Source organism: Pollutimonas bauzanensis (genome assembly GCF_040393045.1).
Classification (GTDB): domain Bacteria; phylum Pseudomonadota; class Gammaproteobacteria; order Burkholderiales; family Burkholderiaceae_B; genus Pollutimonas; species Pollutimonas bauzanensis_A.
Map to the genome: position 1 here is coordinate 1 of NZ_JBEBUX010000039.1, position 21,261 is coordinate 21,261.

A 21,261-nucleotide genomic window follows, 5' to 3' on the forward strand; every position below is an offset into this window, starting at 1 on the left:
GGGAGTAGGCTGAACATATATAAAAAAAATGAAGTCTTCCGCATAAAAAAATAGTGTCCCGCAATAGCGCGGTGCTAAAATCGCGGCAAACGCGAAGCATGGTTAACGTTGTTAAGTCACGTCCAAGCTGAAGTCGTAATTGGACGGACACAACCTCTGGCACTCAGGGCTCTTCAATGAAACCCGTCCGATTATTTTGGCTAGCTTTATCCTGTGCCATGGCGCCCATGGGTGCATGGGCATTTAGCGGCGAAACCGCCAATGCTATTGCCGATGTCTTCGTATGGATTGTCATTGTCTTGGTGCCGATATTAGTGATATGGCTGTTCTGGAAGGTCCATGTCATGCCGGAAATCATCGCTGAAAAACGGCAGCACCCGCAAAAAGAAGCCATACAAACGCTCTGCCTACTATCCCTGGTGTTCGGCGGCCTGCTTTGGCCGCTGGCTTGGTTGTGGGCAACGCTTAAGCCCGTTGGCTACAAGCTTGCCTATGGGCGCGACAAACATGACGATTACTACGCCGAACTAGAGGCTGAGTCTTCCCCCCTGCCCGATTCATCTGCGCAAACGCCAGATCAAAGAATCGCCCAGCTTGAGATGGAAGTCGCATCATTAAAAATGGCCTTGAGCACCACACAGGAGGTATCCTCGCCGGCCCTTGCTAGCCGACACGATAGTCCAATCTCCTAAACCCTGGTTAAGGTGCCTATATGCTTGAAGTCATCGCATTGGTGTACGGTGGGCTGGTTTGGCTGGTTTTCATTAAATTCAAACTGCTCCCCTGGAATATCAAATCGCAAGTCGGTGTCGTGGCCGTCGGCCTCGCCGGAATCATTGCCTTGATATTCATACTTAACGTCATTGCGCCTACGAGCTCTCAAGTACGCGTCGCCAATTACGTTGTGGAAATCGTACCCAGTGTTACCGGCCGGGTATTGGAAGTACCCATCGAAGGCAACCGGTTGATACGCAAAGGCGACACATTGCTTAAGCTTGACCCCAAGCCTTTCCAAATTCAAATCAAGGCCCTGGAAGCGAACCTTGCAACAGTGCAAGCCAACGCCGCCCAGTTGACCGCACAACGGGATGCAGCCCGGGCACATTCTGCATCGACTCAAGCGCAGCTTGATCTGGCTAAAATTCGACTCGGACAGGCCAGAGTCCTCGCGCGCGCAGGCGCAGGCAAGCGCTACGATATCGAGCAGTATGCCGCCGAAGTGAAGCAGTTGATAGCGGCAGGCAAGGCCGCCAAGGCCGAAGAGCAACGCATTACGTTGATGCTGGATTCGCAGGTCGATGGGGAAGTATCGACGGTCGCACAGGCCAGGGCTCAATTGGCTACCGCGCACTGGGAGCTTGAGCAGACGGTAATACTTGCTCCCGACGATGGCTATGCCATCAATCTTCAAGTGCGGCCCGGCTCGTACGCTGCCGCGTTGCCCTTACGCCCGGTGATGAGCTTTGTTGAAACCAATCAGCGTGTTGTTAGCTTTTTTGATCAGAACCAACTCACCCATGTCGCGCCTGGCAATCCCGTCGAGATCGCACTGCACGTTCGTCCTGGCCAGATTATCCAGGGTACGGTTGATTCTATAGTATGGGCTAACGCGCAAGGCCAGTTCCAGGCCAGCGGAGCCCTACCGACAGAAGGCGTTCAAGGAGCAATGACCCCAAGGCCATTACAGTATGCCGTACGAATCAATGTCACCGACCCCGAGAAATGGGACTTGCCCATGGGGGCTCGTGGCGTAGCAGCTATTTACACCGACCACCTTAGCGCATTGCATCTGGTGCGCAAAGTCATGTTTCGCGCATCCAGCAAGCTTGATTACCTTATCTTCAAATTGCACTAAAAGGCACTTTTATGGCGTACCCGGCCATTCGAAAGCTATGCCACGGCGGCCTTGCCATTACAGTGGCATTGGGGCTGGACGGGTGCGCCAATTTGACGCCGCCAGCAGACAGCGAGATCACGCAGCAGGCCTTGGCGGCAACCCCGTTGCCTGCCAACTGGGTCAGCGCCGGAAAAGCTGCTGAATTCGATCCGGCTTGGCTTGGGTTTGGCGATGATGGCAATGCCCAAGCCCTGATCACCGAAGCGCTGACCAACAATCCTGACCTGCGTATAGCGGCTTTAAGACTGGAGCAATCGCGCCTGCAAGTAGGCATCGCGAGCGCAAAGCTCTTGCCTAGCGTGGGCATTGGCGCTCAGTATGCAACCGATCCCACGCCGGGCGGAGCGGCCAGTTCCAATGGTATTGGCCTAATGCTCAGTTGGGAAATCGATTTGTGGGGACGTGTACGCGCCGAGCGTAAAGCAGCCGAAGCGGACTACTACTCTGCGACAGCCGACTATGCTTATGCACGCCAATCACTGGCAGCGGCAACGTTACGTGCGTGGCTAACAGCAATACTTGCAGGGCGGCAGCTTGATTTGATCCACGACGCTCTTGCCGATAGCGAACATCAGCTTCAGGTAATCGATACACGTTGGCGAATTGGGCAGGCTACTGAGTATGATCTCGCACTGGTAAAGGCCCAGCGACAAAGCTATATCGATGCAATGCAAAGCCTGGAGCAGTCCCGTCTTGTTGCGTTGCGCGGGCTTGAGGCCTTGCTGGGCCGCTATCCGGCAGCCTCTATCAATGTGGCAAGCACATTGCCTGATGTGCCCGCGCTGCCTACGACAGGAACGCCGATAAACATCGTAGAGCGCCGCCCTGACATGGCTGCGGCGCGCAAGCAATTTGAATCAATGTTTTTCAGCGTACAGGAAGCCCGTGCAGCACGGCTTCCGGCACTTTCCATTTTCGGCGGAGTCGGCCGCATGGCCAAGGAAATCATTGGCTTTGTTGATACGAAAAAAACGCTGTATCCCATAGGTGCCTCGCTTGTTTGGCCATTGTTTACCGGTGGGCAACGACAAACGGTATTGGAAATCAGAACCGTGCAGCAGCAAGAAGCTGTGGTGAAGTACACACAAACTATCTTGCGTGCGATGTCTGAAGTTGAAAATGCCCTGTCTGCTGAAAGCACCTTGGCGGCGCGTCAGCAAGCGCTGCGCGCGAAGGTCGTTCATTACGAACGTGCCGTGGAATTAGTGCGCATTCAGTTACGGGTCGGCCAAGTAGACACTTATGATGTTTTGCAGCAAGAGTTGCAACTTAACCGCGCTCGTAGCGATGAGGAGACCGTCTTGGCCGAACGGCTAGTACAACGCATCAATCTGCATTTGGCGCTGGGAGGAGCCTTCGAGCCAGTGGTGCCTGTTGCGGTGGCCAACCCTTCATAATTGCGAGTACGACATGCTGAAAGTACTAGACCGGTTATTTTTACAAGACAAGGTGAAGCTGATCTTCGATCATCTGCGGAACCTGTTGATGTGTACCCTGCTGCTGGCGGCCGGCCGCTTTCAGTTAGAGCATCCCGTTGGCGTATTTGTAGGTTCGACCTTCCAAAGCTTGCTCGGTTACGGAGTTGTTGGCATCGCTTTGATACTGATCGTTTTGAACCTATTCGACGGCATGCATCAATTAAACAAATTGCGGCATCCCGACATTCTTAAATTGGGACTCATCGTTGCGTACGTCATTATTGCCACGCGCATCGTGCTAGTGACTACGTCATTCCGTAGTTGTTAATCATGCGACGAGGTAGTTAACAAAGCCCGACAGCAAGGCCGACAAAATAGTTACAAGCTGATTGATGTTGGACATCCCACATTTCAAACATAAAGCAGCTGCTCATCAACGCTGCAACGACCTGTATTGGGTCATTTTCCCCACGCCGAAAACACTAGCTTGACGCTGGCTCTACGTCGTTCGTTGTACCCCTGCCTAATCCATATACCGCATTCTTCTTAGCTGGGTTCGTCTCTATTATTGATCGCAAGAAGTCTGTGTCAAAACATTAAAAAACACCGACCAGGGCGGGTTCTTACGACTCACCAGAATCCTCCGCTCTTTGGCCATAGTGACGCGCGGACTCGACTCATCAGAACGAACGAAAACAGCAGGGGAACGAACGCTATGTGCCAGTCCGTAAACCGAATGATATTGCTCGTTTCAAGCTAACGAGCAATATCATGAAATTAGCCTTTAATTGCACACTTGTATTGCTGGTATCGCTTACGGCAAATGTAGCATCAGCAAGGGTCTCGCGAACCGAATATGACGCGCGAATACGCGAAGCCCGCCTTGGCAACTATGAACCTGCCTTGATCATGCTGCGCCAGCATGGGGCCGAGTACCCCCGGGACTTGCGAGCGGCCTACGACCACATTCTGATTGCTAGTTGGGCTAAAAAAAGCGACGAAGCGATTGCCGCGTACGAGATGCTGCAGCCGGCTCCTAATCGCATGCCAGCGGACGTACTGAGTGCCGTAGCACAAGCCTATCGCGACACCCAGCGCTGGGACGCCGCTTTGGATCAATATCGGCACGGCCGGCTGCGCTATCCGCGAAACGCCGCATTCACTGTTGGAGAGATCATGGTGTTGGCCGATGCCGGCCAAGCCGAAGACGCGATCCGCTTGGGGAAGGAACAGGTAGACAAACACCCTGGCCAAACCGATCTGCGTCTGGCGCTCGCTTATGCCTATAAAAGTAGCGGTTTTCCCTACGCCGCCTTACAAGAGGCCGACCAGGCTCGCAGCCTGGCTCCGCAAAAAAAATATGTCAATCGTGAGTATGTTGAATCCCTTCAGCATGCTGGCATCCCTCTGGCAGCACTGGGTGTCGCCAAGCAAAATCCCGGCTTGTTGAATGCCAAGGAAATACGCAATCTTGAAGCCGACTACGCTGCGGAACTGTCCAGATTGGCTGACCTGCCCGCCAGGCAGGAGAGTGAAAGATTCGTCATCGCCGACCGGGCGCTCGCCGAGTACGACCGCCTTATTCCCGCATGGGAAGCCCTGGGACCTGAGGCACGCCCGGAGCTATTGCGTATCCGTGCTGATCGCCTGCAGGCACTGCATACACGCATGCGTATGCAAGACGTCGTTGACGGCTACAACGCCTTGCTAGCCGAAGGCATTGATGTGCCGCGCTACGTATTGAACGACGTCGCCGCAGCCTATCTGTACCTGCGCCAACCCGAAATCGCTGCCAAGCTGTATCAACAAACCTTGGACTATGGCAGCAAGATGGATAGCCCAGGCGAACGCCTGGCCAACGAAACGGGTTTATTTTATTCGCTGATCGAAAGCGAGCAATTCGATGACTCCGTGCAAGTCATCGAGCAAGCCCGGGCCGAACAGCCTACATGGCGGCGCATTAAAGGGGTGAACATGAAGATCCCCAATGACTTGCATCTTTATTCAGAACAAACTGCGGCCCTTGGCGAGTTCTACGTCGATAACACTCCTGCCGCGCAAAGCAAACTCGAAGAGATGGTGAGCCTGGCGCCCGGGAATGTCGGCCTGCACGTTGCCCTGGCCAATGTATATCGAGGACGCGCTCAGCCCAGGAAAGCTGAGAAGCAACTCAAGATGGCCGAGGCGCTGGAACCCCGGGCCGTAGAAATTGAAGCCGGACAAGGCATCACAGCCATGGACCTGCAGGAATGGCGTCAGGCCAATACGCTGGCGCTGGATTTGGCAGTTCGGTTTCCCGAAGAAAAGTCGACCGACAACCTTGCCCGACGATGGGCCACGCACAATAAAGCCGAATTGAAAGTGACGGGCAATCGTGGCATTGCATCGGACAGCCCAGTCATCGGCAGCGGCGACTTTGATATCGACACGGTGTTGTATTCCGCCCCGCTGAACTACAACTGGCGAGTTTTCGGTGGCGGCGGCTACGCCGAAGGCGATTTCGAAGAAGGGAAAGGCCACTATCGCTGGCTGCGCACCGGGGTCGAATGGCGCGGCCGTGACCTGACTGCAGAACTGGAAGCATCCACGAATAACTATGGTTACGGCACCAAGCCCGGCGCGCGCGCGTCAGTGGCCTATGACCTGAACGACCATTGGCAAGTCGGTGGGGGCGCTGCGTTCCGGTCTCGTGAAACACCACTGCGCGCACTACGCAGCGATATTTCATCCAACAGTCTGGGCGCATTCGTACGCTGGCGGGCAAACGATTTTAGAGAGTGGACATTCTCGCTATCGCCCTCACGCTTCAGCGATGGCAATAAGCGTCTGGCAACCTACATTTCAGGACGAGAACGGGTATACACATCCCCCAAGCTCAAAGCGGATCTTCAACTAAACATTTCAGCGTCGCATAACTCGTTAGAGGACGTCCCCTATTTCAACCCACGTGCGGACTTGGAGATCCTGCCCACACTCAACCTGACGCATACCCTGTATCGCCACTATGAAACCTCGTGGGAACAAAATTTCCTGCTGGGTGCCGGCTTGTATGCGCAACGAGGCTACGGCAGCGGCGCCATAGGCGCGCTGGGTTATGGCATGCGCTACCACTACAACAACCAATTCGACATTGGCGGCACAGTCATCGGCACCAGTAGGCCTTATGACGGCGTGCGTGAGCGTGAAGTGCGCATCATGTTTGAAATGAACTTCCGTTTTTAGAGAGTTGCGATGTTTACTCCTTTTCCCATACGCTCGCTGGCTAGTCTTCTCTGCTTTCTCATCTTCCTGGCAGGATGTGCCAAGGATATCCCGGCATTTGTCGCCCCCGAACAGAGGCCGCAACATAGCTTTAACCAGCCCTGGCCTGCCAATAAATACTTGGTATTGGCCTACCACGATGTAGAAGACAGCGACCCTGACCAGACTTATGTCAGCGTCAGCACCGCGCATCTGGAAGAACAGTTCGCATGGTTAAGAGAAAATGGGTATCAGCCGATAACCGTAGATCAGATACTCGAGGCCAGCCGGGGGGGCGCACCGTTGCCGGAAAAGGCGCTGCTCTTGACGTTTGATGACGGCTATCGCAGTTTTTATACTCGTGTCTTCCCCCTGCTCAAGGCCTACAAGTGGCCAGCCGTCCTTGCTCCCGTAGGCGTATGGCTGGATACACCTGCCGACCAGATGGTTGATTTCGGAGGCAAACTCACGGAGCGCGAACGCTTCCTTACGTGGGCACAAGTCAAGGAGATGTCGCGCTCTGGCCTGGTGGAAATCGGCGCTCATACCAATGCCTTGCATTACGGTATTCCCGCCAATCCACAGGGTAACCTGCTGCCCGCTGCCGCGGCCCATGCTTACGATAGCAAAACCGGCCTGTATGAAACAGACGCAGCTTATAAGAAACGCATCACTGACGATGTTCGCCAAATCACGGCAAAAATTCTCCGAGTCACGGGCAAACGTCCCCGAGTATGGGTATGGCCTTACGGCGCTGCCAGCGGCGTTGCGCTGAAGGTTGTCACGGAGCATGGCTACCCTCTGGTACTAACCCTGGACTCTGGCTTGGCCTCGGTAGATAACCTGACAAATACCCCGCGTGTGCTGGTATCGAACGATCCGGCCCTGCGCAACTTCGCAAACACCGCCATGGTGATGGAAAACACGGAGACCATGCGAGTTGCGCATGTTGACCTGGACTATGTGTACGATCCGGATCCCGAGCAAATGGATCGCAACTTGGGCGACCTGGTGCAGCGCATTGCCGACATGAAAATCACCACCGTGTTTTTGCAAGCGTTTGCCGATCCGCAGGGAGACGGGCTAGTGAAATCGGTCTATTTTCCCAATCGGCATCTACCGATGCGCGCCGATTTATTCAATCGCGCAGCCTGGCAGCTGAAAAGCCGCGCCTTTGTCGATGTATACGCCTGGATGCCAGTGCTGAGCTTCGACTTGGCTCCCACTATCGCACGCGTAACCAGTTGGAATCCGGAGACCCAAGCCGTAGCCATCGCACCAAATCAGTACCGGCGGTTATCACCTTTTGATCCGGTTGCCCGCCGGCAAATCATCGATTTATACGAAGACCTGGCTAGCCATGCTCTTTTCAACGGCATTCTTTTTCACGACGATGCGCTGTTGTCCGATTTCGAAGATGCCGGGCCGCAAGCGCTAGCCGCATATAAAAACGCGGGACTACCAGGCAGCATCAGGGAATTGCGAGCCGACCCGGCAACCCTGCAGCGTTGGACTCGTTATAAAAGCCAATACCTGACTGATTTCACGAAAACACTCGCCCAGCACGTGCGCGAAATACGCGGCCCGTACATCAAGACAGCACGCAATATTTTTGCCGAACCTATTCTCAACCCGGAAAGCGAAACATGGTTTGCGCAGAACCTGGATGATTTTCTGGCCACTTACGACTGGACCGCCCCCATGGCCATGCCCTGGATGGAGGGAATTCCTGCGGATCAGGCAGACGCCTGGCTGGACAAGCTTGTTACAACAGTCGCCTCCCGGCCCGGCGCGATGAACAAAACGGTATTCGAGGTGCAAGGACGAGACTGGCGGCCTTCCAACGGAGCGGAGGACTCCGGCCACGTGGATTCCGCATTAATGGCGCATTGGCTACAGCGCCTGCAATTAAGCGGCGCACGCAGTTTCGGCTATTACCCCGATGACTTTACAAAAAATCAGCCCCGTCTGGAAATCATCCGGCCGGCCATTTCCAATGCCTGGTACCCATTCCATGATAGATAGACTCATTGCATTCCTGGTCCTGTGCATTGCACTTGGCGCTCCATTCGGGCTTACGCTAGTCCTTACCAGCAGCGTATTGCTCAGCTTCGTCTTCTTCTACCCCCTGTTCATGTCCGGCATATGGATGGCTGGCGGACTGTACTTCTGGTTCCAGTGGGAAAGAAAGTGGCAATGGCGGCCTTATCGTCCTCCACAACTTCCCGGCCATCCCCTGATTACGATCATCATCCCTTGCTACAACGAGGAAGATCATGGCGAAAACACCATATTGGCGGCCTTGGCACAGGAATATCCAAATATTGAAGTCATTGCGGTCAATGATGGTTCAACCGACGGTACCGCCGCGCTATTCGACAGGCTAACGGCCGAACATACCCGACTGAGGGTCATTCACCTAGCCGAAAACCAGGGCAAGGCTATGGCCTTGCGCATGGGCGCCATGGCTGCCCGCAGCGAATATCTGGTTTGCATCGATGGCGATGCCCTGCTGGATACCGACGCCGTCAGCTATCTGGTCGCCCCCTTGATCAACAACCCGCGGGTTGGCGCAGTAACCGGCAATCCGCGGATACGTACGCGGTCTACGCTGATCGGCAGGATACAAGTGGGGGAGTTCTCGTCGATTATCGGACTCATCAAGCGCACCCAACGTGTTTATGGCCAGCTGTTTACCGTTTCCGGAGTGGTTACCGCGTTTCGGCGCAAGGCGCTCGACCAGGTCGATTACTGGAGCCTGGACATGATTACAGAGGACATCGACATCACCTGGAAACTGCAACGCGAGCATTGGTCCATCTTTTACGAACCACGCGCACTGTGCTGGATATTGATGCCCGAGACCCTGCATGGTTTATGGAAACAACGCGTGCGTTGGGCACAGGGCGGCGCTGAAGTATTTCTAAAAAACCTGCTCACTATCTGGAACTGGAGGCATCGACGCTTATGGCTCTTATTAGTTGAATACTGTTTGTCTGTTGCATGGGCTTTTGCTTTCGCCCTTTCCATCGTGTTGTGGCTGTTAGGCCACGTAACAACGCTGCCGCCTAACATTCAAGTCTCGATCCTCATGCCGCCGTCGTTTACCGGCATGGTGCTGGCCATGGTATGCCTGATGCAGTTCGTCGTCAGCATTCTTATTGACCGTCGTTATGAACCTAATCTGCATCGCTCGCTGTACTGGATCATCTGGTATCCATTTGCTTACTGGATTATCAATCTTTTCACCACTCTTTTCAGTTTCCCCAAAGTCATGTTGCGCATCCGGCGCCAGCGCGCACGCTGGTCCAGCCCTGATCGCGGCATCAAGGAGTTGACATGATCATCACTACACAACGCACTACTTTCGCCATGGCCATCGACAGTCTTCTGACCGCACTGGGATGGATGGGCTTTTTTTATTTGTTCACCAAGGGAGTCGTCAGCATCATCGACGGTACCTATGACAGCCCAGGCATAGGTGTGTTAAAGCCGTTTTTGCCGACCATTACGACCCTGACCGCCTACCTTTTGGTCGCCGCGTTCAACACGCTGGTCATTGTGTTATGGGCGCGTTATCACAAGCTTTTTTTCAAAGACCTTCTTAAGGGCCGTACTCCAACCTACGTCGACGACGACACCGTGGCATCGCACTTTCATCTTTCCACGAACCAGTTGCACGAAATCCAGGATAGCCGGGTCACCGTTATCTACCACTCAAATGATGGCGCCATTGCGCATCTGGAAACCGACCAGCTGCACATGCAGGCCGCCCAACGCCCTGCCCTTTACGACGTGGCAAAAGTGGCCTGATTTACACGGTCACACCGCCAGATTATCAAGTAAGCCATTTGGAGTAGGCCGCCCTCCCTGAATCCTAAGTAATAAGGCCGAGCCTGGATTACGCCTTCTAGCGCATGTTTCTAATGGCGTAGGAACATAAGATATATCAAATCATTTCGTTTCTTCAGTAAAAAAAAGATTCATATAAGTAACTAGAAAAAACAGCGGGGAGAGGCAGCATGCGCAAGATCGTCGTCACCGTAGGGGCTCAGGTAGTCATAGCACTCAGTTGTGCAGTGGTGCAGGCTGCCGCCCTACCCGTGACCAAGGACGTCCAAACCAAGACAGCCCCCGCCAACGATACGCTCCCTAAAGCCAAGGTCAATGGTTCCACGGAAACTCGAAAAAGCGTCTTCGACGACCCACTATCTGGCGTCGTTGTAAATCGCACCATCACCGTACTGGGCAAGGATTTCTACCAAGGATTTACAACCCAGTGGCGTCAAAAAGACGTCGACAGCCAATACACCATCACTATTTTCGAACGCCCATCGGCACGTTTTGGCAGCGAAATATGGGTGCAATTCCGACAAAAACGGATGTTTCACATCTTCTTGCCGCCGGCTCGAGCCGCTACAAAAAAAATCAGCGCCATGGCGGTAGATATTGTCTATCAAAACATCGCCGACAGTGAAGTCGAACGCATGTTGGTTAAAAGCCCTGACCTGGGTCCCGAGGAGATGTAAATGAAAGGAGCAATCGTGTCCAAGAAGAAAGAATATCGCCTGCGTACAGCGCTGTTAATTGCATCCTGGGCTTTGGCAGGCCAGGCTGCAGCAACAGAACTCGTCTACTACCCATTCAACCCATCATTCGGCGGCAGCCCGCTGAACGGATCTGTGCTGTTGAACTCGGCGTTAGCCACCAACAAGCATACCGACCCGGACATTGGATCAGACCAATTCGGCATCGAGGAAAAGACCCCTGCCGAAATTCTCAACGAATCCATTGAACGCAACATCGTCAGCCGCCTTTCCATCGCGGCCAGCTCCCAGATCATAGACAGCAATGGCAACTTCATACCCGGCAGGCTGGAGACCACCAGCTTCATCATCAATGTCGTGGTTTCCCCAACCAACCCGAATGACCTGACCATTACAACGACAGACAAGATATCAGGCGCATCGACGATATTCCATGTGAGTAATCCGGCATGAAAAGCAATAACAAAAATAGCGCTCTATATCCGCGCATCGCAAAGATCAGCATGGCTATGATCACTTGCGGCCTGCTGGGCGCCTGTGCGGTACCCAGCACCCCCGTCCAGGTGGCTACCGCCGCAAAGCTGACGCCTCCTACGCCATCGTCGCATGACTTGCGTAAGCTGCCGCCGCCAAAAGGCAAGGTTGTAGTCGCTGTCTATGGATTCCGCGACCAGACTGGCCAATACAAACCCCAACCTGATAGCTCCTTTTCAACATCAGTGACACAAGGCGCAGCATCGATGCTGGTGAGGGCGCTGAAAGAATCCGGCTGGTTTACGCCCGTCGAACGGGAAAGCCTGCAAGAACTCCTGACCGAACGCCGGATAGTTCGCGCCCTGGATGGCTCTCAGGACAAGGATGCCCCGGAAATAAAGATCCCGGCACTCGTACCTGCCTCCATTCTGATAGATGGTGGAATCATTTCTTACGAAAGCAATGTCCGTACCGGCGGCCTGGGCGCCAGATTCCTGGGCGTGGGGTTGTCTACCCAATATCGCATGGATCAGGTAACTATCGGCTTGCGCAGCGTAGACATACGAACAGGTCAAGTGCTGCAGACCGTCTCGACGACCAAAACCATTTTTTCATACGAAGTGCGTCCGAGCGTCTATAAGTTCGTGAATTTCAAAGACCTGCTTGAAATCGAAGGCGGCGTGACCAGCAACGAACCTGCTCAGTTATGCGTGAAGGAAGCAATCGAGGCCGCAGTTCTGCACTTGACTGTTCAGGGTCTGAAAGACAAAAACTGGGTACTTCAAAACGAAAGCGACTGGAATCTGCCGATTATCCAGAACTATTTGAAAGAAGAAACCAGCTACGCCTCCAGCGCGCTGGAGATAGCAGCCAACACCAACGAAACAGCCACTGCTGTTGCCGTATCAAACTAAACCTTGACACGCCAACGGTAGGTTGTACGCGAGCCCGGCTCCGAAGACCGCTGGGTTAGCTTTAAAAAAGCGTGGTCTTTATCTTGAGGAGAAATACAATGAGTATCAAACTGTCCGCACTCGCCCTGGGTATCACTCTCGCTTATGGCGCCACCGCGGCAATGGCAGCCGACGACGCAACAATCTATCAAACTGGCTGGTACAACGACGCATCAGTAGAACAAACCAGCAACCTGTCCGCTATTGCCATGATCAATCAAAGCGGGTTTGGTAACGATGGTGTCGTAGTGCAGGAAAAAGTCCAGAATGGCAATGCCCGCATCGATCAGAACGGCAGTTTCGGCACAGCAACGATCGATCAAGGCGGCGCATGGGGCGACGGCCACTGGGTATATTTCTATGGCCATAAGCGCTGGGTCGACGGCAGCTGGAGCAATGGCGTCAACCAAACCGCATCCATTAACCAAATCAGCGGTTGGAGCAACGACGCTTGGGTCACGCAAACAGGCAGCAACGTTGAGGCCTCCATTACCCAGGCCGGCGCACGCAACGTTGCCGGCATTGTTCAAGCAGGAACAGGCGGCCAAGACATTGCCAGCATCACTCAAACGGGCTATCGAAACGATGGCTACATTGACCAAAGCGGCAGCAACCTGAGGGGCAGCATTTACCAAGCGGGAGCACGGCAAGAAGCCGTCATCCTTCAAACCGGTGCCAACAAGACAGCCTCCATTACGCAGGCTAGCGGCTATGCCAACGTGGCTTACATCAACCAACAGTAACAAACCATATACCTAGGCAAAGATCTAGGCTTGTCACGGGCACCCTACATGCCCGTGACATTCGTAACAGTAATATTTTTTCACTCAGAAAACCACCTTATAACAAAAAAAGGGGAAGATAATGACTGCTGATAGCGATATTCAGGTTTGGCTGGAAACCTACGCGAAAACCCAGCCTGTTGTTATAGTGCCGTACGTCAAGAGCAGCGAAAACGTGACGCTGCGCTACAAAGTACGTACCGTTAAAGAAGGCAGTGGCGGTAAATCTGTGATGGGTCAAGGCGGGGTGGTGTCTGTTTCTGCGAACGTACCGGCTGCATTGTCGCGCATGTCATTGAGCAGGTCGCCGACCGATGTTTGTCACATAGATCTGGTATTGTCCGAAAGCGGCGTTGCCGACAGGAATTATCATTTTGATTGTCCCAGATGATGTTATTTGGGAAGCGCATTCAGGGTATACACTTACGCCTGTTTCTTAAAGTAAACAAACACTTGCACAATAGGCGATGTGCCAATACCATATAAAACGTAATGATCCAACCAGATCATTTTGTTTCGTTTAGAACGAGACCTGACAGATGGCTGAAGATATTGTAAAGATATGCTCCTTATATGCCCTGTTGTAACGTAATCTGCCTTGGGCAATGAGATCCACAGATCATTTCGATACTTCAGTCTCCCGAGCGACGCAAACAGCAAAGCGACGTGGAACTTAGGAAGAAGAAAAAATGCCGATCATTATTGTCGTCGAGCCCCACCCTTTACTACGGCTCGGCATCCTGCAACTTTTATCAGATGTTGCGCCAAGTGTAAAACTTGAGGGGGCCGACTATGCTCATCTTTCGAACGAGTCTGCGGAAGCAGGACATTGCGACCTTTTATTGCTATCGGTACCGTCCTTAGAAGATATCTACGAACTAAGCGCCGCCGCTGATCGCGTTTATTCACCCAAGGCCATGCTGCTGCTTTCTGAAAACAGCGAAATGCCCAATTCCGCCAAAGGCCTGCCGGCTTCTGTCGCAGGTTATGTGCCCAAGGATGTTTCGCATGAAGTGCTACAAGCGTCGGTACGCCTGGTTTTAGCCGGCGGCACATGTTTCCCGTTGCGTTCAAACTCTGTCCCGGCGCACACCCCAAAATCGCTGCTGCCAGTGTACGAACCGGTAAAATGGCCGCCCGCTGCCGAGCTTGCCAACAAAATGGCGCCAGAAGCTAATTCCGAGTGCCAAATGCTGGGACTAACGCCTCGGCAATACGAAGTTCTAGTCCTTCTCGCCCGCGGCTATCCGATGAAAACGGTAGGCCGCTACCTGAACATTTCAGTGGCTACGGCCAAAGCGCACACCGAAACGCTGTACCAGCGTCTTGATGTGCACAACCGAAATGCAGCGGTGTATGCGGCGGTTTCGCGGGGGGCTACGTTAGGTTGGGCATCTATTAGCGGAGCGCATAACAGCGATGCCGACACACCCAAGCCTAATGCCGACGGGCAGCCAGGTATTTCTCTTAGAACCAACGGCCTGTTCAGGCAAGGCGCTAGTGCCGGCTCCTAAGCATTCGCCGGTCTGTTGATCACGCTTTCTCAGCAGACCGGCAATGCATCATCACACATTACAACAACCCCATCTGTAACCGTGCGGGTTCGCTGATCATCTCGCGACTCCAAGGCGGATCCCAGACCAAGTCTACCGTTACCTCTTCCACGCCATGTATGGACAACAGCTTGCTGCGCGCCTCGTCGGCGATCATGGTGCCCATGCCGCATCCTGGAGCAGTAAGCGTCATCTGTACTTCGATGCGGAATTGCTCATTGCTGGCTGGCAAGACCTTGCAGCTGTATACCAACCCCAAGTTCACGATATCGATGGGAATTTCCGGGTCGTAGCATGTCGACAAAACGCTCCAGGCGTAGTCCTCGACTGACTGAGCGGTAACCGGTCCATCGTGCCCAAGCTTTTGCTCTTCGGTCGGCTCGAACCCCAGTGCATCACCATCGATGCCCTCAATACGATACAGATTTCCTTCGACCACCACCGTGTAGCTGCCGCCCAATTGTTGCGTAATCGTGGCAGAGCAGCCCTCTTCGATCGTCACGGGCGAACCGTATGGCACAGTAACTGCCGGGCAGTCCCGATTGACGATAACTTCTTGTCTTGCATAGCTCATAACAGGTCTCCTATTCGGTACGCGCCGTATCCTGGGCCTGGGTAATGGCATTGTGCAAGGTGTGCCAGGCCAGCGTGGCGCACTTCACCCGTGCCGGAAACTCACGAACCCCGGAAAGCACCTCTAGCTTGCCAAAATCGCGCCCTTCAGGACGCGCCTCGGTAAGCATGATGTGCATATCCCGGAACAGCGTCTCGGCTTCCGCAATGGGCTTTCCCTTGACCGCTTCAGTCATCAACGACGCCGACGCTGTGGAAATCGCACAGCCATGCCCTACAAAACTGACATCTTCGATAATGCCGTCTTTGACCTGTGCGTAGATCGTCAGTTGATCGCCGCACAAAGGGTTATGTCCGTCGGCAGTATGGCTGGCATCGGGCATCGCATGGAAGTTGCGCGGACGACGATTGTGATCGAAGATGACTTCCTGATAGAGCTCGCGTAAATCACCGTATTGTTCAGTCATCCTGAGGTCCTGTCCCAAACAGTTTTTGCGCCTTGCGCAACCCGGCGATCAGCGCATCGATATCTTCTTGCGTGTTGTACAAGGCGAACGAAGCCCGCGCTGTGCCCGGAATGCCAAAACGCGTCATCAGGGGCATGGCGCAATGATGGCCAGCCCGTATGGCAACGCCTTCCATATCCAGAATGGTGCCCAGATCATGCGGGTGTATACCGTCGACAACAAATGACAATATGCCTGCCTTATGCGCCGCCGTGCCAATCAGGCGTATGCCTGGCAATTGCTCGAGCTGCGCTGTGGCGATTGACAGCAGGGACTGTTCGTAAGCGGCGATGACATCAAGACCAATTTCCTGCACATAGCGTATAGCGGCATCCAGGCCCACGACACCTGCAATATTGGGAGTGCCAGCTTCAAACCGCTGAGGTACGTCCGCATAGGTGCTACGTTCAAAGCTGACGGTATGGATCATGTCGCCGCCGCCCTGCCATGGTTGCATGTCTTTTAAAATGTCGTAACGTGCATACAGCGCGCCGATACCGGTAGGGCCATACAACTTATGGCCTGAAAAAGCGTAGAAATCGCAATCCAGCGCCTGGACGTCAACGACTTCATGGGCAACCGCCTGAGCGCCGTCGACCAGCACCTTGGCCCCAACCTCGTGGGCCAGGCGGATCATTTCAGCAACCGGATTAATAGTCCCGAGCGCATTGGAAATATGGGTTACCCCAACCAGCCGTGTGCGCGATCCGAGCAGCGCACGATAAGAGTCCATATCCAGTTCACCGCTATCGGTGACGGGGACCACTCGCAAAACCGCGCCGGTCCGTTCACAAAGCAACTGCCACGGCACGATATTCGAGTGGTGCTCCATGCCGGTCAGGATGATTTCGTCACCCTGCTTCAACGCCGACAAACCCCAACTGAAAGCGACCAGGTTGATGGCTTCTGTTGTGCCGCGAGTGAATACGATTTCTTCGTGGCGCGCGGCATTGAGCAAGCTGCGTACGCGCTCGCGCCCCTGCTCATACAGATCGGTAGCGTGCTGCGACAACCAGTGCACGCCCCGATGAATATTGGCATTGGACTGCTCGTAGAACTGGCGCTCGGCTTCGATGACCTGGATCGGCTTCTGTGTTGTAGCGCCATTGTCCAGATACACCAGTCGACGGCCCTGCACGGGCCGCGACAGGATGGGGAAATCAGCCGCACGGCCTAGCACAGGCGCATGGGTGCCGAGGATTGTAGGCGCATTCATGCCGGCTCCCCTACCTGTGCCTCTCCGGGCAGCAGCATGCGTATGGCGTCGGCTACCCGTTCGCGTACCGAAGCGATTTCTATTCTTTCGAGCGCCTGCGCCGCAAACGCATAGGTCAGCAGATTGCGGGCGTCGGCTTCGTTCATGCCGCGAGTACGCAAATAGAACATGCTTTCTTCGCTGATTTGGCCAACGGTGGCGCCGTGCGCGCATTTAACGTCATCAGCATAGATTTCAAGCTCCGGCCGCGCGTCCGCCTTGGCAAGACGCGACAGCAACAAGCTGTCGGACCGCTGTACGGCATCTGTACCATCGGCTCCCGGGGAAACCAGGATACGTCCACCAAATACCCCGCGGGCTGTGTCGGCGAGTATGCCGCGATAGTATTCCCGACTGACGCCATGCGGCTGCGCATGACCAATCAAGGTATGGTGGTCTACATGGCGCCGCCCATCGACGTAGTACAAACCATTGAGCAAGGTTTCGCAGCGCTGGCCGGTAAACGTAGTCACGATATCGTGCCGGGCCAAACGCGCGCCAAACGACATCGAGTGAGAATTGAAAACAGAACCCTTGGCCTGCTCGACATCGAGTATGCCAAGGTGGAAAGCCTGTTCAGTTTCCTGCTGCAGCTTGATATGGGTAATACGGGCGTCCGGCGCCAAGTTCGCGCGGGTAACGGTATTCGTAAGGGTAGTACTGCTGCCCTGTCCGATGTAATGCTCGACGATGTCGGCTGCAGCGCCCGCGTCAGCCTGAATGATATTGCGCGGAAAACTTGCTGCCTGTTCGCTTGCTGCAATAAACACCAAATGAATGGGCTGTTCCAGCACTACCCCGCGCGCCAGGCGAATAAAAGCGCCATCCGACATCAACGCCAGATTCAAGGCAGCGATGCTGGAACCCTGGCGTTCGTTACCGAAGCCGTCTTGTACATGATCAGGTGCATCGACCAAGGCCTGCGACAAGGCGCGCACTTCAGCGCCTGCCGGCAGTGCGCCGACATCCGATAGTTCGGGCGCATACAAACCATCGACAAACACCAGCCAATGCCCAGGCTCGCCCTGGCGCACGGCTTGCGCCTGCGCCTGCGCAGAAGCCTTGGCTGCCGGCAAGAACGTTTGTTGTGCTAGCGTGGCAAGCGACGTGTGGCGCCAGCTTTCCTGTTTGGTGGAAGGCCAGCCTTCGTCCGCAAAACGCTCGATAGCCCGCTTGCGCATAGCGGCAAGCCAAGGCACATTGGCGCCTGCAAAACCCTGCTCGCGCGCCGTAAAATCGCCCACCCAGGTTTGTGCAGTGGTCATGCCGCGGCTCCTTGGCCGGGTGCGCCGTCCTTAATCCAGCCGTAGCCGCGCTCTTCAAGCTCCAGGGCGAGCTCGCGGCCGCCTGAACGAACGATTTGACCGCCCGACAGCACATGCACGAAATCGGGAACGATATAGTCAAGCAAGCGTTGGTAGTGGGTAATGACAATGAGCCCGCGCTCCGGAGAGCGCAAGCGATTTACGCCGTCGGCCACGACCTTCAAGGCGTCGATATCAAGACCGGAATCGGTTTCATCCAGAATTGCCAGCTTGGGCTCGAGCAAAGTCATTTGCAGTATTTCGTTGCGCTTTTTCTCGCCGCCGGAAAAGCCTTCGTTGACCGAGCGATACAAAAACTCTTCCTTCATGCCCACGGCTTTCATTTCGCTTTTAACGCGTTTAAGGAAATCCATGGCATCCAGCTCGGGCAGGCCTTGGTGGCGGCGCACAGCATTGACAGCGGCTTTCAGGAAATACGCGTTCGAAACCCCTGGGATTTCGATGGGATATTGGAAGGCCATGAACAAGCCCGAGCGAGCACGCTCTTCGATAGGCATGGCCAACAGGTCTTGCCCCATCCAGTCCACCGAACCACTTTCCACTGTGTAGCTTTCGCGTCCTGCCAACACCTGCGACAGCGTGCTTTTACCGGAACCATTGGGTCCCATGATGGCATGCACCTCGCCTGCATTCACTGTTAAGTTCAAACCACGCAGAATCGACTTATTCTCGACCGAGGCGTGCAAATCTTTAATATTCAGCATTCTTACTTCTCCTTAACCTACGCTGCCTTCAAGACTTACGCCGAGCAGGTTTTGAGCCTCGACTGCAAATTCCATTGGCAATTCCTTGAAAACTTCTTTGCAAAATCCATTCACTATCATCGATACCGCATCTTCGGCCGACAAGCCGCGCTGCATGGCGTAGAAAAGCTGGTCTTCGCCGATACGCGATGCGGTCGCTTCGTGCTCGACACTGGCCGACGGGTTCTGGACTTCGATAGTGGGAAAGGTATGAGCCGCACAACGTTTACCTATCAGCAGTGAATCGCACTGTGTATAGTTTCGTGCGTTTTCCGCCTTGGGCGTCATGCGAACCAGGCCGCGGAAAGTATTGCTGCCATGGCCCGCCGAAATGCCCTTGGAAATGATGGTGCTGCGCGTATTGCGGCCCATGTGTATCATTTTCGAGCCTGTATCGGCCTGCTGTCTGTGGTTGCTAAGCGCCACCGAATAAAACTCGCCTACAGAGTCATCGCCGCGCAGGATAACGCTGGGGTACTTCCATGTAATGGATGACCCTGTCTCGACCTGCGTCCAGGAAATATGCGAACGTGCACCGCGACAGTCGCCGCGCTTGGTAACGAAGTTATAAATGCCGCCTTTGCCGTCTTTATCGCCGGGATACCAGTTTTGAACCGTTGAATACTTGATCTTGGCGTCGTCCAGCGCGACCAGTTCCACGACAGCCGCGTGCAACTGGTTTTCGTCGCGCATCGGGGCCGTACAGCCTTCAAGGTAGCTGACCGAAGCCCCTTCCTCGGCAATGATGAGGGTACGTTCAAACTGTCCGGTGTCTATCGCGTTGATGCGGAAGTAAGTCGATAATTCCATGGGGCAGCGCACGCCTTTGGGAATATAGACAAACGAGCCATCGGAAAACACGGCGGAATTCAAAGCGGCATAATAATTGTCGCTGGTCGGCACTACCGTACCCAAGTATTTGCGTACCAGGTCCGGGTGCTCCCGGACGGCTTCCGAGAACGAACAGAAAATAACACCCACTTCGGCCAGCTGCTTGCGAAAGGTAGTGGCTACCGATACGGAATCGAAAACCGCGTCAACGGCAACACCGGCAAGACGGGCCCGTTCATGCAAGGGAACGCCCAATTTTTCGTAGGTGCGCAATAGTTCGGGGTCGACTTCGTCCAGGCTTTTAGGGCCGTCTTTTTTCTTCGGGGCCGAGTAATAGCTGATATCCTGGAAATCAATGCGTGGAAAGCTGACCTGTGCCCATTCCGGCAGGCTCATGGTGAGCCAGTGGCGATAGGCTGCAAGACGCCATTCCAGCATGAACTCAGGCTCATTCTTTTTAGCTGACAATAAGCGTATGGTGTCTTCAGACAGGCCTTTAGGAATAGTGTCTGACTCAATATCCGTGACAAAGCCAGCCGAATACTCGCGATCCAGAAACGAATCAATCTTGTCGTTCAAGGTCTCTGGTCGTTCAACTACGGTAGCGATTTTTTCGGTTACGGTATTCATTCTGGGAAACTCCATGTCGTGGGCTGTGCCGTTCGGGCTCTGACTTTTGGTTCAGGTAGAGATTGCGCAATCAGGGGGAATTGAATTGGCGTGGGGCTGAGCATGTCGGCGACGCTGACATTTTCAAGCGTACTACGAAGAATCGCATTGATACGCTGCCAATTGGTGCGTATGTGGCAACCGGCTTCAACGCTGCATGCCCCTGGCGTCGAGGCGCATTCGGTAAGGCCAAACGGCTGATCTTCAAGAGCGTCTATAATGTGCGCAATACTGATGTCGCGAGCAGGCCGCCCCAGCACATAACCGCCGCGCGCACCCCGGCTGCTTTTTACCAATTCGTGCTGGCCCAACAGCTTCAGCACTTTACTGACAGTGGGCTGGCCCAGGCCTAGCGTGGCGGCAAGATCAGCAGCACTGAACACACGGTCGGGACTTCCGGCCATGTAAGTAAGCACTAAAGTGCCGTAGTCAATGATTTTGCTGATACGCAGCATCTACGCATTCTCCCGATTCGATACGTCAAACCATATAGTA

General features: G+C 54.4%; 21 protein-coding genes. 14 read left to right on the top strand and 7 right to left on the bottom strand.

Features of this window, described 5'->3' with window-relative positions; all coding sequences use genetic code 11:
* Positions 1-176 precede the first annotated feature (176 nt).
* The 14 genes from ABWO67_RS08115 (at position 177) to ABWO67_RS08180 (ending at position 14,825) form a co-directional block, all read left to right on the top strand.
* A complete protein-coding gene (locus tag ABWO67_RS08115) occupies positions 177-692 on the top strand; it encodes a DUF3302 domain-containing protein (protein WP_353150111.1) in 516 nt (171 codons plus the stop codon).
* 20 nt (positions 693-712) lie between these two features.
* Positions 713-1,855, top strand: coding sequence for an HlyD family secretion protein (locus ABWO67_RS08120; RefSeq protein ID WP_353150114.1), 1,143 nt, complete (start codon positions 713-715; stop codon positions 1,853-1,855).
* Between the two features lie 11 nt (positions 1,856-1,866).
* Entirely contained in the window at positions 1,867-3,294 is a 1,428-nt protein-coding gene (locus tag ABWO67_RS08125; RefSeq protein WP_353150116.1) for a TolC family protein, read from the top strand.
* Between the two features lie 13 nt (positions 3,295-3,307).
* Positions 3,308-3,643, top strand: coding sequence for a hypothetical protein (locus ABWO67_RS08130; protein ID WP_353150119.1), 336 nt, complete (start codon positions 3,308-3,310; stop codon positions 3,641-3,643).
* Positions 3,644-4,086: 443 nt separating this feature from the next.
* Positions 4,087-6,537 (top strand): poly-beta-1,6 N-acetyl-D-glucosamine export porin PgaA, encoded by a 2,451-nt coding sequence (pgaA, locus tag ABWO67_RS08135; RefSeq protein WP_353150122.1) that lies wholly within the window; start codon positions 4,087-4,089, stop codon positions 6,535-6,537.
* A 9-nt stretch (positions 6,538-6,546) separates the two neighbouring features.
* On the top strand, positions 6,547-8,580 hold the full coding sequence (pgaB, locus tag ABWO67_RS08140) for a poly-beta-1,6-N-acetyl-D-glucosamine N-deacetylase PgaB (RefSeq protein WP_353150124.1): 2,034 nt from the start codon (positions 6,547-6,549) through the stop codon (positions 8,578-8,580).
* Positions 8,570-9,898 (top strand): poly-beta-1,6-N-acetyl-D-glucosamine synthase, encoded by a 1,329-nt coding sequence (gene pgaC, locus ABWO67_RS08145; protein WP_353150127.1) that lies wholly within the window; start codon positions 8,570-8,572, stop codon positions 9,896-9,898. Before pgaB ends, pgaC begins: the two co-directional genes overlap by 11 nt.
* The gene (gene pgaD, locus ABWO67_RS08150) at positions 9,895-10,368 is read left to right on the top strand and encodes a poly-beta-1,6-N-acetyl-D-glucosamine biosynthesis protein PgaD (protein WP_353150129.1); all 474 of its coding nucleotides are present in this window, start codon (positions 9,895-9,897) and stop codon (positions 10,366-10,368) included. The genes pgaC and pgaD overlap by 4 nt, the downstream gene beginning before the upstream one ends.
* A 209-nt stretch (positions 10,369-10,577) precedes the next feature.
* Positions 10,578-11,084 carry a curli production assembly/transport protein CsgE gene (locus ABWO67_RS08155; RefSeq protein WP_353150132.1) on the top strand — a complete coding sequence of 169 codons (507 nt, stop codon included), beginning with the start codon at positions 10,578-10,580 and terminating at the stop codon, positions 11,082-11,084.
* On the top strand, positions 11,085-11,555 hold the full coding sequence (locus ABWO67_RS08160) for a curli assembly protein CsgF (RefSeq protein WP_353150135.1): 471 nt from the start codon (positions 11,085-11,087) through the stop codon (positions 11,553-11,555).
* Entirely contained in the window at positions 11,552-12,490 is a 939-nt protein-coding gene (locus tag ABWO67_RS08165) for a CsgG/HfaB family protein (RefSeq protein ID WP_353150138.1), read from the top strand. Before ABWO67_RS08160 ends, ABWO67_RS08165 begins: the two co-directional genes overlap by 4 nt.
* A 98-nt stretch (positions 12,491-12,588) precedes the next feature.
* On the top strand, positions 12,589-13,272 hold the full coding sequence (locus ABWO67_RS08170; protein WP_353150140.1) for a hypothetical protein: 684 nt from the start codon (positions 12,589-12,591) through the stop codon (positions 13,270-13,272).
* A 121-nt stretch (positions 13,273-13,393) separates the two neighbouring features.
* The gene (gene csgH / locus ABWO67_RS08175; protein ID WP_353150143.1) at positions 13,394-13,702 is read left to right on the top strand and encodes a curli-like amyloid fiber formation chaperone CsgH; all 309 of its coding nucleotides are present in this window, start codon (positions 13,394-13,396) and stop codon (positions 13,700-13,702) included.
* 298 nt (positions 13,703-14,000) lie between these two features.
* Positions 14,001-14,825, top strand: a complete 825-nt coding sequence (locus tag ABWO67_RS08180; RefSeq protein WP_353150146.1) for a response regulator transcription factor — start codon at positions 14,001-14,003, stop codon at positions 14,823-14,825.
* Between the two features lie 58 nt (positions 14,826-14,883).
* On the opposite strand, the gene sufT is transcribed toward ABWO67_RS08180, so the two are convergent.
* From sufT to ABWO67_RS08215, 7 genes are read right to left on the bottom strand one after another with little or no spacing between them, the layout of a single operon-like run.
* Positions 14,884-15,438 (bottom strand): putative Fe-S cluster assembly protein SufT, encoded by a 555-nt coding sequence (sufT, locus tag ABWO67_RS08185; protein ID WP_353150148.1) that lies wholly within the window; start codon positions 15,436-15,438, stop codon positions 14,884-14,886.
* Positions 15,439-15,448: 10 nt separating this feature from the next.
* Entirely contained in the window at positions 15,449-15,904 is a 456-nt protein-coding gene (sufU, locus tag ABWO67_RS08190) for a Fe-S cluster assembly sulfur transfer protein SufU (RefSeq protein WP_353150150.1), read from the bottom strand.
* Complete coding sequence (locus tag ABWO67_RS08195) at positions 15,897-17,159, bottom strand: aminotransferase class V-fold PLP-dependent enzyme (protein WP_353150153.1); 1,263 nt, start codon at positions 17,157-17,159, stop codon at positions 15,897-15,899. Before ABWO67_RS08195 ends, sufU begins: the two co-directional genes overlap by 8 nt.
* The gene (gene sufD / locus ABWO67_RS08200; protein WP_353150156.1) at positions 17,156-18,463 is read right to left on the bottom strand and encodes a Fe-S cluster assembly protein SufD; all 1,308 of its coding nucleotides are present in this window, start codon (positions 18,461-18,463) and stop codon (positions 17,156-17,158) included. The genes ABWO67_RS08195 and sufD overlap by 4 nt, the downstream gene beginning before the upstream one ends.
* The gene (sufC, locus tag ABWO67_RS08205; RefSeq protein WP_353150159.1) at positions 18,460-19,227 is read right to left on the bottom strand and encodes a Fe-S cluster assembly ATPase SufC; all 768 of its coding nucleotides are present in this window, start codon (positions 19,225-19,227) and stop codon (positions 18,460-18,462) included. Before sufC ends, sufD begins: the two co-directional genes overlap by 4 nt.
* 12 nt (positions 19,228-19,239) lie before the next feature.
* A complete protein-coding gene (sufB, locus tag ABWO67_RS08210) occupies positions 19,240-20,727 on the bottom strand; it encodes a Fe-S cluster assembly protein SufB (RefSeq protein ID WP_353150162.1) in 1,488 nt (495 codons plus the stop codon).
* Positions 20,724-21,221 (bottom strand): SUF system Fe-S cluster assembly regulator, encoded by a 498-nt coding sequence (locus ABWO67_RS08215; protein WP_353150164.1) that lies wholly within the window; start codon positions 21,219-21,221, stop codon positions 20,724-20,726. The genes sufB and ABWO67_RS08215 overlap by 4 nt, the downstream gene beginning before the upstream one ends.
* Between the last annotated feature and the right edge of the window lie 40 nt (positions 21,222-21,261).